At 32.5% G+C, this 12,052-nt stretch carries 7 protein-coding genes; 3 read left to right on the forward strand and 4 right to left on the reverse strand.

The features are described 5' to 3' along the window. Positions 1-22 precede the first annotated feature (22 nt). Positions 23-244, forward strand: coding sequence for a hypothetical protein (locus tag BPP43_RS12220; RefSeq protein WP_252832282.1), 222 nt, complete (start codon positions 23-25; stop codon positions 242-244). On the opposite strand, the gene BPP43_RS06930 is transcribed toward BPP43_RS12220, so the two are convergent. After that, positions 241-564, reverse strand: coding sequence for a hypothetical protein (locus BPP43_RS06930; RefSeq protein WP_014936749.1), 324 nt, complete (start codon positions 562-564; stop codon positions 241-243). The two genes, BPP43_RS12220 and BPP43_RS06930, sit on opposite strands and share 4 nt — an antisense overlap. Beyond that, complete coding sequence (locus BPP43_RS06935) at positions 561-1,037, reverse strand: chemotaxis protein CheX (RefSeq protein WP_013244501.1); 477 nt, start codon at positions 1,035-1,037, stop codon at positions 561-563. Before BPP43_RS06935 ends, BPP43_RS06930 begins: the two co-directional genes overlap by 4 nt. A 237-nt stretch (positions 1,038-1,274) precedes the next feature. On the opposite strand from BPP43_RS06935, the gene BPP43_RS06940 reads away from it, so the two are divergent. Together BPP43_RS06940 and aroF are read left to right on the forward strand one after the other, a co-directional pair. Then, a complete protein-coding gene (locus tag BPP43_RS06940; protein ID WP_015274552.1) occupies positions 1,275-2,303 on the forward strand; it encodes a threonine aldolase family protein in 1,029 nt (342 codons plus the stop codon). Between the two features lie 326 nt (positions 2,304-2,629). Further along, on the forward strand, positions 2,630-3,673 hold the full coding sequence (gene aroF, locus BPP43_RS06945; RefSeq protein ID WP_014932355.1) for a 3-deoxy-7-phosphoheptulonate synthase: 1,044 nt from the start codon (positions 2,630-2,632) through the stop codon (positions 3,671-3,673). Between the two features lie 558 nt (positions 3,674-4,231). On the opposite strand, the gene rpoC is transcribed toward aroF, so the two are convergent. Both rpoC and rpoB read right to left on the reverse strand, forming a co-directional pair. Then, positions 4,232-8,434 (reverse strand): DNA-directed RNA polymerase subunit beta', encoded by a 4,203-nt coding sequence (rpoC, locus tag BPP43_RS06950; RefSeq protein ID WP_015274553.1) that lies wholly within the window; start codon positions 8,432-8,434, stop codon positions 4,232-4,234. Between the two features lie 14 nt (positions 8,435-8,448). Beyond that, on the reverse strand, positions 8,449-11,970 hold the full coding sequence (rpoB, locus tag BPP43_RS06955; RefSeq protein WP_013244497.1) for a DNA-directed RNA polymerase subunit beta: 3,522 nt from the start codon (positions 11,968-11,970) through the stop codon (positions 8,449-8,451). Positions 11,971-12,052: the final 82 nt, after the last annotated feature.

The raw sequence follows: 12,052 nt of genomic DNA on the forward strand, positions 1-12,052 counted from the left end.
TTTTGCTTATTTCCCTGCTAAGATGCTTGAGATAATAGATGTATATGATGCTTTAATTGACCCTGCAAGAAAATACAGAGGAGGAAAAACTTTTACTCCTGAAGAAGCATTAAAGATTATGAAAGAAGATTTTATAGAAAAGCATGTTAAGTTAGACCCTATACTTTATGATGTATTTGTTGAGTTTTTAAGCAATTCTATAGAAAAAGATTTACTCTCTTCTAAGTTAGAAGCAACATATTAAAACTTTAATTTCTTTTTCTTTAAAAGAAGCTCTACTAAATATTTAAGCTCATATCTTGAATAATAATCTTTCACCATAGTAACGCCTCTCTTATTAAAAAAACTAAAATATTGATGCGTTTCTAATATGCTTATAAGTGATTTGAAATGTTCTTTATCTAATTTAAAACTATTTGAAACTTCTTCTATTGTGTATAATTTATCTTCATCTTGAAAATGTTTATTTAAAAAAATATTGGCTCTCTTTGATATTATTATTTTAGAAACTATATATTTTATAAGAAGGGTAAAAGCAAATAATATTAATAGATAATTAATCATGATGGAGTTTGATTAAATATTATTAAGTTCATAAATATTTCGCCAAGCTCTGTTTTGTAGCATATAGAAAGTATTTGGTCGTTTTCTCTTTCAAGCATAGATAATTGGTCACTCATTAATATTGCAGGAGGAGTCATATCCAAATCTATATGTTTAGTAGAAAGTTCATTTATTGCAGAACCAGCAACCATATTAACAAATTCTTTTATAGTTGAAATAAACATATCATCTATAACAGTAATAGATTCCATATTAAGAGCAGAAGCTAACTTGAAAGCAGTAGCCTTACTCATATTAAACATAAGTCTTCCGCTTAAATCTCCATTAATACCAATAAAAACTATAACCCCGCCAACATGATTAGCATTTCTATGTATTTTTATACTACCCTTACCAACATTAGAATTAAAATAACTCTTTAATATAACAACTGTACCCTTACTAAAAGCGTTTACAACATCTAAATCAAACATATTTTATTTACCTACAATAATATTTATATATAATAATATCGGAAATTATTTAATATTTTTTTATAAAAATAAACTCATATATAAATAATAGTATATTAATAATATTTAATTTATCAAGTAGAGTAATATTTTTTAAATTCTTGACATTATGTAAAAATTGTAATATTATATTTTTATACCAAAATAGGTATATAAAATAAAAACAATCAACTTTTATTATATATTAGGAGCAACAATATGAGAGTTTATGATTTAAGAACAGACACAATAACAAAGCCTAGCGATGAAATGCGTAAAGCAATATATAAAGCAGAATGCGGTGATGATGTTTATATGGAAGACCCTACAGTAAATAAACTTCAAGACATGGCAGCAGAAATTACAGGAAAAGAAAAAGCAATATTTGTTTCAAGCGGTACTATGGGTAATTTAATACCTTTATTAATATTATCTTCAAAAACAAGACAAATACTTTTGGAAGAAGAATCTCATATTGTACATTATGAACTTGGAGGAGTAGCTGCATTGGCTGGTGTTTTGCCTTTACCAGTAAAAGCTAAAAGAGGAATATTAACAAAATCTATAATAGAAGATTATTTTTCTCCTCAGCCTTATTATATGTCTAATGTAAATATAGTAGAAGTTGAAAACAGTCATAATAGACATGGGGGAAGCGTATACCCAATAGAGGTTTTAAAAGAATTATATAGTTTTACAAAATCAAAAAACGTGCATATGCATATGGACGGAGCGAGAGTATTTAATGCTTCTATTGCTTCAAAAGCTTCTGTAAAAGAAATAGCTTCTAATACAGATTCTATCACATTTTGTTTGTCAAAAGGACTCGGTGCACCTATGGGAGCTATGTTATGCGGAAAAAAAGAGTTTATAGATGAGGCTTTCAAAATTAGAAAGTTAATAGGAGGCGGATTAAGACAGATTGGTTTGATGGCTGCTGCTGGAATATATGCTTTAGAAAATAATATAGGCTCATTAGAAGAAGACCATATAAAGGCAAAAAAAATAGCTTCTGCTGTAATTGAATCAAAATTGGGTGAGTTGAGTTTAGATGAAGTTGAAACTAATATTGTTATAGCAAAAACACAAAAGAAATCAATAGAATTGGTAAATAAACTTTTGGAAAAAGGAATAAAAGCAAGTTCTTTTGGTGATTATAAATTAAGGTTTGTAACTCATAGAGATATTAGCATGAAAGAAGTTGAAGAAGCTTGTGATATAATAAAAAGCTTTAAAAATAATATTTAAAAACAATATTAAATAAAAAATAATCACAAAAAGTTTAAAAAAATATTACTAAAATTATTAAAAACAATTATAAATCTATTGACTTTTTAATTATTTTGAATATAATATATTACTATGAAAGGTAATATTATTTTAAATACAAATAATTTTCTAGCTTATTACTTTAAGTCTTTTTATTATTTTGGCGTTTAAAGCGCCAGAGTATCTTTTTTTAAACAACCACACACAAATACATTTTAATTTAATAAACAAAACAAAAACATTATTATAAAGCATAATGCTTAATATTATTGTAAAAAATAAATTATATTTTAAGGAGAAAAATCATGATTATCGTAATGAAGGCTAATGCCAAAGAAGAACAAGTTAATAATATAACAGATAGATTAACAAATTTAGGACTTGGTACAAATAAAATCGTAGGAGTAGACTGCACAGTTATAGGTATTGTAGGAGATACTTCAAAAGTAGATAAAGAATTAATAGCAACATTACCAGGTGTAGATAAAGTATTAAAAGTACAAGAACCATTCAAAAGAGCAAACAGAGCATTCAAAAAAGAAGACACTATAGTAGATGTTAGTGGAGTAAAAATAGGCGGAGAAAAACCAGTAATTATAGCAGGACCTTGTTCTGTAGAAAGTGAAGAGCAAGTAATAAATATAGCAAAAAGTGTAAAAGCATCAGGAGCTTCAATACTTAGAGGAGGAGCTTTCAAACCTAGAACTTCCCCTTATGCATTCCAAGGTTTGGCACTTGACGGACTTAAAATATTAAAACTAGCAAAAGAAGAAGTAGGCATTCCTATTGTAAGTGAGATAGTATCTATAAGACACTTAGAAGATTTTGAAAACACTGTTGATATGATTCAAATAGGTGCTAGAAACATGCAGAACTTTGAACTTTTAAAAGAGGTTGGTAAATTAAAAAAGCCAATACTTTTAAAAAGGGGATTAGCTAACACTATGGAAGAATGGCTTATGAGTGCTGAATATATATTAGATAAAGGCAATCCTAATGTAGTGTTGTGTGAGAGAGGTATAAGAACATTTGAAACATATACAAGAAACACTTTCGATGTATCAGCTATACCAGTGATAAAAAGAATGAGCCACTTACCAGTTATAGGCGACCCTTCACATGCAAGCGGAAGAGCTTGGATGGCACTTCCTTTAACTCTTGCAGCAATTTCTGCAGGTGCTGACGGCATGATTATAGAAGTACATAATGACCCAGAGCATGCTTTATGCGATGGAGCACAATCTATAAGACCAGAAACATTTGCAGATGTAATGGAATCTGTTAATATGATTAGCGAAACAGTATCCAAAATAAAAGCAAAACACAACGGAAGAGTTTATACAAAATAAAATATTTTAATTAAATGATAATAAGTGATAATAAGCGATAATACAATATGTACTATCGCTTATTTTTTATAATTATTTTAAAACTTTAAAATATTAATATAATTCTGTATTTGCACTTTTCACGAAGCATACCCGTAGGGTAAAAACTTTTATGAAGTCCGCAGAGCGTATCGGCGGTAAAAGTTGAATAAAATAAAAATTAATGTCAAAAAAATATTTTTTAAATAAAAATTTTTGCAGGGCTTTGCCCCGCACCCCACTTCTTTTGGTGACCCAAAGAAGCAAAAGGACTGCATTTTTATGAAGTAGAATTTAGATATAGTTAAAAAATAGAATATGTTATTTACATATTTCTTAGATATAAAACTGAAATATTTTGCACTTTTCGCAAAGCGTACCCGTAGGGTAAAAACTTTGACGAAGTCCGCACCGCGAAGGCGGGAAAAAGTTGAAGAAAATAAAAACTTATATAGAAAAATATAGTTGCTTGAGTATAAATAAAAAAGCGATAATACAATCCGTACTATCGCTTTTTATATCATCAATATGATTTTTTTATCAAACTGTAATTTGCATTACATCTTCTTCTTTAGCTGAAGAATCTATATCATTATCATTACTCATATCACCGATTTCTTTGTTGTAAACATGTAATTTATTATAAAGTTTAACACCAGTACCAGCAGGTATAAGATGTCCGATAATAACGTTTTCTTTTAATCCAAGCAACTTATCAACTTTACCTTTAATAGCAGCATTAGTCAATACTTTAGTAGTCTCTTGGAATGAAGCAGAAGATATAAAGCTTTCAGTATTAAGAGCAGCTTTAGTTAAACCAAGAAGTACAGGCTTACCGCTTGCAGGAGAACCGCCAGCCTCTTCATAACGTCTGTTTTCTTCTTCAAACTCATACTTATCAACATACTGACCAACAATATATTTAGTATCACCTGGGTCAATAATCTCAAGTCTTCTAAGCATCTGTCTAATAATTAAAGCGAAGTGCTTGTCGTTAATACCTACACCCTGCTTATTATAAACGCTCTGTATCTCTTCAAGCAAATAAGTTTGTAAAGCCAAATCACCCTGAGTTTCCAATATATCATGAGGGTTAATTTTACCGTCACATAATTGAGTACCAGTTTTAACATAGTCCCCATTTCTTACCAACAATTTTTTACCATGAGGAACTAAGTGTTTAGTTTCATCAAACTCGTTTCTAATTTTAACTACTTTTTTACCCTTATGAGAACCGCCAATTTCAACCTCACCGTCAATACCAGCAATAATAGCAGTATCTTTAGGTTTTTGAGCCTCAAGCAACTCTTGTACACGAGGCAAACCACCTGTAATGTCATTACTTTTCTGTTGTACACGAGTAGTTTTAGCTATAACCTCACCCACTTCAACTTTTTGGTTATTTTCAACCATAAGCTGAGCACCATTAGGTATATCAGTTTCAAAAATATCATCACCATCAACAATGAGTATTTTTGGCTGCATACTAGCATCTTTAAACTCTTGAATAATCTTAGTAACGTTACCAGTTTGTTCGTCTATAGCCTCAACCATAGTTCTACCAGTAATGATGTCTTGATATCTTACTATACCAGCTTTTTCAGATATTATAGGTTCATTATAACCATCGAAGCTAGCAATTACTGTATTAGCATCAATAAATACATTCTCATTAACTCTATATTCACTACCTACTTTAATAGGTATATTATGCTTAGCACCTGTAATCATTACATATTTGTTATCGCTAGTGATTTTCAAAGTACCATTATGTGTAGCTTTTATATCTTCACCATCTTTTGTAGTAGCAATAACGTCCCCTATAAGTACTTTTGCATTGTTTTCTTTTAATATATCTTTTATAGAGCTTTTTTCCCATTTGTTAAGTACACGTCTTATTAAAAGCTCACCATTTCTTGCTGTAATTTTAACACCATTAGGCTGTACAACATAGTTAGAGAACTGCTCAATATATATAGGGTAATTAAGCTTAACTTCATTTTCTTCAACAGACTGAGTAGCAACACCACCAATGTGGAATGTTCTCATTGTAAGCTGTGTACCAGGCTGACCAATACTTTGAGCTGCCACAACACCAACAGCCTCACCAATAGAAGCAAGTGTGTTAGTAGATAAGCTTCTACCATAACATTTCTGACAAACACCCATTCTGCTTTCACAAGTAAGAGGGTGTCTTATTCTTATTTTCTCTATACCAGCCTGCTCTATTCTATCAGCAATCTCTTCTGTAATTTCAGTATTAGCCTCACATATAAGCTCTTTAGTTTGAGGGTGATAAATATGTTCATTACTGAAGAAACCAACAACTCTCTCTTTTAATGATTTTTTAATCTCATCATATTCTTTAATAGGTTCAATCTCAATACCTTTAACAGTACCGCAGTCATGTTCTGAAACAACAACCCCAATAGCAACGTCAACCAATTTTCTAGTAAGATAACCAGCACTAGAAGTTTTTAATGCAGTATCAGCAAGACCTTTTCTAGCACCGTGAGTAGAGATAAAGTACTCTTGTACAGTAAGACCCTCTTTGAAGTTTGAAATAATAGGAAGCTCTATAATATCACCATTAGGCTTAGCCATAAGGCCTCTCATACTAGCAAGCTGTCTTATCTGCTGCTTAGAACCTCTAGCTCCAGACTCTGCCATTATGTATATAGGGTTAAATCCGTCTTGGTCTTGTCTCAAGTTATCCATCATAGCGTCGGTAATTCTACCCTCTACAGCAGTCCACAAGTCCTTTACCTTCTGGCTTCTCTCGTCATCAGTAATAATACCGTTCATGTACTGGTCTCTAAGCTGTTCTACCTGTTTAGTAGCCTCTTCAATTTCATGTTTTTTCATTGGAGGAATAAGTATATCAGATACAGATATTGTAGAACCAAATACAGTAGCACTTTGGTATCCAAGTTCTTTAATATCATCAAGCATATTAACAGTAATAGCAGTACCATGTTTTAAATATACTTCATGAATAAATTTAGCTAAATCTTTACTTCCGAAATCTCTGTTTTGGAATCTAAAGTCCTCAGGTATCACCTGATTAAACTTAATTCTTCCAACAGAAGTTTCAACAAATTTCTCTTCTCCGTTTTTATCTTTCATAAGAACTTTAATTCTAGCTTCAAGCTCAATCAAATTACTGTCATAAGCAAGTAAAGCATCTTCAGGAGAAGCAAATACTTTATTTTCACCCTTCATACCGCTTCTTAATTTAGTTAAATAACTAATACCAAGAACTATATCCTGAGTAGGATTAACAATAGGCTCACCGTTAGCAGGGTTTAATATGTTATGAGGAGCAAGCATTAAAGTCCAAGCTTCAATTTGTGATTCTGCAGAAAGCGGAGTGTGAACTGCCATCTGGTCACCGTCAAAGTCAGCGTTATAAGCGTGACAAACAAGTGGGTGAAGCTGAATTGCTTTTCCTTCAACAAGTACAGGTTCAAAAGCCTGAATACCAAGTCTGTGAAGTGTCGGAGCACGGTTTAAAAGAACTGGGTGCTCTTTAGCAATCTCTTCTAATACTCCCCAAACTTCTTCTCTGCCCTCTTCTACAAATCTTTTTGCAGATTTTATGTTATGAGCAGAATTAATCTCAACTAATTTTTTCATAATGAATGGCTTAAATAATTCTACAGCCATTTTTTTAGGAAGACCGCATTGATGCATTTTAAGTCTAGGACCAGCAACAATAACTGAACGGCCTGAATAGTCAACACGTTTACCTAAAAGGTTTTGACGGAAACGACCTTGCTTACCTTTTAACATATCTGAAAGTGATTTCAAAGCTCTGTTTCCAGGTCCTTTTACAACTTTTTTTCTCTTGCTGTTATCAAATAAAGCATCAACAGCCTCTTGAAGCATTCTTTTTTCGTTTCTTATAATGATATCAGGAGCTCTTAAAACTAATAATCTCCTTAAACGAATATTTCTGTTTATAACTCTTCTATAAAGGTCATTCAAATCTGAAGTAGCAAATCTTCCACCATCAAGCTGAACCATAGGTCTTAATTCTGGCGGAATAACAGGTACTACATCAAGTATCATCCAAGTAGGGTCATTACCTGATGATTTGAAATCTTCAAAAATCTCAAGACGTTTTCTAAGTCTTCTGTCAGATTTCTCACCCTTTTTAATCATCTCTTCTCTAAGCTTTCTGATTTCTTCGTCCATGTCAAGGTCTTTAAGCATATCACGTATACCTTCAGCACCTATACCAATACGAATATTATCACCATATCTATCTAAAGCTTCATTATATTCATCTTCAGTAAGCAAATCACCCTTAGAATAATCACTATCACCCGCATCAATAACAACATATCTCTCAAAATAAAGTACGCTTCTTAAATGAGATATATTCATGTTTAGAAGAAGTCCGATTCTAGAAGGAGTGTTTCTATAATACCAAATATGAGCAACAGGAGCAGCTAACTCTATATGACCCATTCTCTCACGTCTTACTTTGAAATGTGTAACTTCAACTCCACACTTATCACAAACAACACCTTTATAACGTTTGCTTTTAAACTTACCGCAATAACATTCATATTCTTTAGTAGTTCCAAATATCTTCTCACAAAAAAGCCCATCTCTCTCAGGTCTTAAAGTTCTGTAGTTGATAGTTTCTGGTTTTTTAACTTCGCCATAACTCCACTCTCTCATAACCTGAGGACTTGCTATACCTATTTTTATTTGGTCAAAGTTTGTAAATTGCATTAAACTTCTCCTAATTATTTAAAAATCTTAGTTTGTTTTTTAGTTTTTTTCTTTAATTCTTTTTCAGTAGAAGGAAGCTGATTGCCCTCTTCATCGTGAATAGTGATATTAAGACCTAAGCCTCTAAGCTCTTGAACCAATACGTTAAAGCTTTCAGGTATACCTGGAGAAGATATAACATCACCTTTAACAATAGATTCATATATTCTAGCACGACCTGTCATATCGTCAGATTTGACAGTTAAGAACTCTTGAAGCATATTTGCAGCTCCATAAGCCTCTAATGCCCACACTTCCATCTCTCCTAAACGCTGACCACCGAATTGTGATTTACCGCCCAAAGGCTGCTGAGTAACAAGTGAGTAAGGACCAGTACTTCTAGCGTGAACCTTATCTTCAACCAAGTGGTTAAGTTTAAGCATATACATGTATCCTACTGCTACATCATTTTTGAAAGGCTCTCCTGTTCTGCCGTCAAAGAGTTTTACTTTACCAGTAGGGTTAAGACCAGCTGATATCATAGCCTCTTTTAACTCATCTTCTTTAGGACCTTCAAATACAGGACAAGCATATTTTAAGCCCATCTTATGACCAGTCCAACCGAGTAACATCTCAATTACCTGACCAATGTTCATACGAGAAGGTACACCAAGAGGGTTCAAACAAATATCTACAGGAGTACCGTCCTCTAAATAAGGCATATCTTCTATAGGCATTATTCTAGCAACAACCCCTTTGTTACCGTGACGACCAGCCATTTTGTCGCCTTCTTGTATTATACGCTTCTTAGCTAAGAATACTTTTACTACTTCCTCAACACCAGGCTTTAATTCATCGCCATTTTCTCTGCTGTAAACTCTTACATCTATAACAGTACCGTCTTTACCATGAGGAACTCTTAAAGAAGTATCTTTTACATCTCTTGACTTCTCACCAAATATTGAATGAAGAAGTCTATATTCTGGAGTAACTTCTGTTTCACCTTTAGGAGTTACTTTACCAACTAATATATCTCCAGCTTTTACTTTAGCACCTATTCTTACAATACCTCTCTCATCAAGATTTTTGAATGCAGAATCTGGTACATTTGGTATATCTCTAGTAATATTTTCTTTATCTAATTTTGTCTCACGAGCTTCAACTGAAAACTCTTCTATGTGAATTGAAGTAAATACATCTTCTTGTACTAATCTTTTGCTTAAAAGAATAGCGTCCTCGAAGTTGTAACCTTCAAAAATCATGAATGCTGCTAAAACGTTTCTTCCAAGTGCCAATTCACCATGGTCTGTAGCAGGACCGTCAGCTAAAAGCCCGCCAGCTTTAACAGTGTCCCCAACATTAACTACAGGTCTTTGATGATAATTAGTATCTTGGTTAGTTCTTTGATATTTTATAAGTTCATAAACATCATAATCATCATCACTATTTTGTTTAGTAGGTTTAATAACTATTTCATCATGAACTACTTTTATAACCTTACCAGCTCTTTTTGCATGAACTGCTATTCCTGTGCCAGGCTGACAGATTTTTGCTTCTACTCCAGTACCAACTATAGGTGATTCTGGGAATAAAAGAGGTACACTTTGACGTTGCATGTTTGAACCCATCAAAGCTCTGTTAGCGTCGTCATGCTCTAAGAATGGAATAAGTGAGCTTGAAAGTGAAACAATCTGCTGAGGTGAAACGTCCATATACTGTACTTGATCTGGTGTAGAATATGGGAATTCACTTCTGTATCTTGTAGAAATAAGATTTTCTTTGAATGTTCCATCTTCATTTAAAGGAGCATTAGCATCAGCAATATGATAACGCTCTTCATCATGAGCTGTTAAGTATTCTATCTCATCAGTTACTTTACCATTAACAACTTTTCTATATGGAGTCTCTAAGAATCCATGTTTATTTATTTTAGCATAAGTAGCAAGTGAAACTATAAGACCAATGTTTGGACCTTCAGGAGTTTCAATAGGACATATTTTACCGTAGTGAGTATGGTGTACGTCACGAACCTCAAAACCAGCCCTATCTCTTGTAAGACCTCCAGGACCTAAAGCGTTTAATCTTCTTTTGTGTGTAATCTCTGATAATGGATTGTTTTGGTCCATGAACTGAGATAATTGGCTTGTACCATAAAACTCTTTAATTACTGCTTGTATTACTTTTATGCTTACAAGTGATTGAGGAGTTACAGCTTCCATGTCTTGCATTTGCATTCTCTCTTTAGCTGCTCTCTCCATTCTTGTAAAGCCTGTTTTTATCTGCATAGCCAATAATTCACCAACGCTTCTTATACGTCTGTTGCCTAAATGGTCTATATCATCTAATTGCTCTTCATTTATGAAAACTTTTATTAAAAAGCGAATTGTCTCTATTATATCTTTATGTCTTAAAACCTTATCCTGCTCACTTTCTGGGAAGTTTAATCTCTTGTTTATTTTGTAACGTCCAACATCACCTAAAGCATAAAGTTTAGGGTCAAATACTAAATCATTACAAGTTTTTACAACGTTCTCTATTAAAGCAGGTTCGCCCGGTCTTATTACATTATAAATCTTTGTACAAGCTTCTTTCTGATTTTTTGTAGTGTCTTTATCTAGAGTATTAATTATAGTAACATTGTCTTTTATTGCTTCCATATTTAATACTTCAATTTCATCTATACCGCTCATTAAAAGTCTTTCTGCCAAGTTTTGGTTAATAAGCTCGCCTGGGTTTAAGATGATTTCTTCTGGGTTTTCTTTATCAAATACTGTTGAATATGAACGTCTTCCTATAAGTGCTGCTTTTTTCTCTTCATCAGAAAGTTTAGCCAAAGATATTTTATCTATTTCATAGAATAATTTTAAAATTTCTTCATTAGTTGTGATACCAATAGCTCTTAAAAATACTGTAACAGGAAGTTTTTTCTTTCTGTCAATTCTTACATACATTATATCTTTTTTGGTATCAAGTTCAAACTCGAGCCAAGTACCCCTATCAGGGATAATCTTAGCTACAAACATAGCATCTCTATCACTGCGGTTAAATACAACACCAGGAGACCTATGAATCTGAGAAACAACAACCCTCTCAGCACCGTTAATAATGAATGTACCTCTATCTGTCATAGCAGGTATTTCACCAACAAATATTTCTTGTTCTATTATTCTTTCTGGGTCTCTTACAGTTAATTGTACTTTTATTTTGAATTGATAAGCATAAGTTTTATCTCTTCTTCTAGCTTCTTTTTCAGATATTTTAGGCTCGCCTATAGAGTAAGAAATAAACTCTATTTGCATTTTTTCATTAGTTGCCACTATAGGGAATATAGAAGTTAAAACCTCTTGTAAGCCTTCATTTTTTCTTTTATTTTCAGGAACATCTTTCTGAAGGAAGCTTTCATAAGATTCTTTTTGTATAGCGAGGAGATCTGGAGGCTCTATCACAGAAGCCGAACGTGAAAAGTTTACACGGCCATTCTCCATTCTGTATTTTTTTGCGAATTCTACTCCGCGTTCCTTATATACTTTATTATCTATCTGAATGTTATTAGACATATTTAAAGATCTCCACTATATTTATAACAGTTATTATATATTATTATTTTTTATTTTCTTAAGATACGCTAATAAGAAGGGT

This window comes from Brachyspira pilosicoli P43/6/78, from assembly GCF_000325665.1.
In the GTDB taxonomy this organism is placed as follows: domain Bacteria; phylum Spirochaetota; class Brachyspiria; order Brachyspirales; family Brachyspiraceae; genus Brachyspira; species Brachyspira pilosicoli.

Coding starts and splice junctions, on each gene's coding strand:
- aroF (WP_014932355.1), top strand. CDS start 2,630: ATGATTATCGTAATGAAGGCTAATGCCAAAGAAGAACAAGTTAATAAT.
- BPP43_RS06935 (WP_013244501.1), bottom strand. CDS start 1,037: ATGTTTGATTTAGATGTTGTAAACGCTTTTAGTAAGGGTACAGTTGTT.
- BPP43_RS06940 (WP_015274552.1), top strand. CDS start 1,275: ATGAGAGTTTATGATTTAAGAACAGACACAATAACAAAGCCTAGCGAT.
- rpoC (WP_015274553.1), bottom strand. CDS start 8,434: ATGCAATTTACAAACTTTGACCAAATAAAAATAGGTATAGCAAGTCCT.
- rpoB (WP_013244497.1), bottom strand. CDS start 11,970: ATGTCTAATAACATTCAGATAGATAATAAAGTATATAAGGAACGCGGA.
- BPP43_RS12220 (WP_252832282.1), top strand. CDS start 23: ATGCTTGAGATAATAGATGTATATGATGCTTTAATTGACCCTGCAAGA.
- BPP43_RS06930 (WP_014936749.1), bottom strand. CDS start 564: ATGATTAATTATCTATTAATATTATTTGCTTTTACCCTTCTTATAAAA.